This is a genomic window from Streptomyces sp. NPDC045955 (genome assembly GCF_056430805.1).
The window spans coordinates 1-2,200 of the sequence record NZ_JBWKKY010000045.1; the positions used below are offsets into that span (position 1 = coordinate 1).

1 rRNA gene is annotated in these 2,200 nt (G+C 56.9%); it reads left to right on the plus strand.

Annotated elements, in window-relative coordinates:
• Nucleotides 1-2,178 (plus strand): 23S ribosomal RNA (locus AC07F0_RS39985); the annotation flags it as partial.
• Nucleotides 2,179-2,200: the final 22 nt, after the last annotated feature.

Here is a 2,200-nt window from a genome sequence, read left to right on the forward strand (position 1 = left end):
GTGTTTCTTGCCGGAGGTAGAGCACTGGATAGGCGATGGGCCCTACCGGGTTACTGACCTTAGCCAAACTCCGAATGCCGGTAAGTGAGAGCGCGGCAGTGAGACTGTGGGGGATAAGCTCCATGGTCGAGAGGGAAACAGCCCAGAGCATCGACTAAGGCCCCTAAGCGTACGCTAAGTGGGAAAGGATGTGGAGTCGCACAGACAACCAGGAGGTTGGCTTAGAAGCAGCCACCCTTGAAAGAGTGCGTAATAGCTCACTGGTCTAGTGATTCCGCGCCGACAATGTAGCGGGGCTCAAGCGTACCGCCGAAGTCGTGTCATTGCGATATATACCCCCAACGGGGATCGTGATGGGTAGGGGAGCGTCGTGTGCCGGGTGAAGCAGCCGCGGAAGCGAGTTGTGGACGGTTCACGAGTGAGAATGCAGGCATGAGTAGCGATTCACACGTGAGAAACGTGTGCGCCGATTGACTAAGGGTTCCTGGGTCAAGCTGATCTGCCCAGGGTAAGTCGGGACCTAAGGCGAGGCCGACAGGCGTAGTCGATGGATAACCGGTTGATATTCCGGTACCCGCTGTGAAGCGTCAAACATCGAGCATCGTGATGCTAAGGCCGTGAAGCCGCCCCTGATCTCTTCGGAGTGAGGGGGAGTGGTGGAGCCGCCGAACCAAGCGGTTAGTAGGTGAGTGATGGGGTGACGCAGGAAGGTAGTCCAGCCCGGGCGGTGGTTGTCCCGGGGTAAGGGTGTAGCCCGTCATCTAGGTAAATCCGGGTGACATGAGGGTGAGACCTGATGCCGAGCCGATTGTGGTGAAGTGGATGATCCTATGCTGTCGAGAAAAGCCTCTAGCGAGTTTCATGGCGGCCCGTACCCTAAACCGACTCAGGTGGTCAGGTAGAGAATACCGAGGCGTTCGGGTGAACTATGGTTAAGGAACTCGGCAAAATGCCCCCGTAACTTCGGGAGAAGGGGGGCCACGTCTGGTGATGAGCTTCGCGCTCTGAGCTGGGGGTGGCCGCAGAGACCAGCGAGAAGCGACTGTTTACTAAAAACACAGGTCCGTGCGAAGCCGTAAGGCGATGTATACGGACTGACGCCTGCCCGGTGCTGGAACGTTAAGGGGACCGGTTAGCTCCATTTCGGTGGGGCGAAGCTGAGAACTTAAGCGCCAGTAAACGGCGGTGGTAACTATAACCATCCTAAGGTAGCGAAATTCCTTGTCGGGTAAGTTCCGACCTGCACGAATGGCGTAACGACTTCTCGACTGTCTCAACCATAGGCCCGGTGAAATTGCACTACGAGTAAAGATGCTCGTTTCGCGCAGCAGGACGGAAAGACCCCGGGACCTTTACTACAGTTTGATATTGGTGTTCGGTTCGGCTTGTGTAGGATAGCTGGGAGACTGTGAAGCTTGGACGCCAGTTCAGGTGGAGTCGTCGTTGAAATACCAGTCTGGTCGTGCTGGATGTCTAACCTGGGTCCGTGATCCGGATCAGGGACAGTGTCTGATGGGTAGTTTAACTGGGGCGGTTGCCTCCTAAAGAGTAACGGAGGCGCCCAAAGGTTCCCTCAGCCTGGTTGGCAATCAGGTGTTGAGTGTAAGTGCACAAGGGAGCTTGACTGTGAGACCGACGGGTCGAGCAGGGACGAAAGTCGGGACTAGTGATCCGGCGGTGGCTTGTGGAAGCGCCGTCGCTCAACGGATAAAAGGTACCCCGGGGATAACAGGCTGATCTTCCCCAAGAGTCCATATCGACGGGATGGTTTGGCACCTCGATGTCGGCTCGTCGCATCCTGGGGCTGGAGTCGGTCCCAAGGGTTGGGCTGTTCGCCCATTAAAGCGGTACGCGAGCTGGGTTTAGAACGTCGTGAGACAGTTCGGTCCCTATCCGCTGTGCGCGTAGGAGTCTTGAGAAGGGCTGTCCCTAGTACGAGAGGACCGGGACGGACGAACCTCTGGTGTGCCAGTTGTTCTGCCAAGGGCATGGCTGGTTGGCTACGTTCGGGAGGGATAACCGCTGAAAGCATCTAAGCGGGAAGCCTGCTTCGAGATGAGGACTCCCACCTCCTAGAGAGGGTAAGGCTCCCAGTAGACGACTGGGTTGATAGGCCGGATATGGAAGCACGGTAACGTGTGGAGTTGACCGGTACTAATAGGCCGAGGGCTTGTCCTCAGTTGCTCGCGTCCACTGTGTT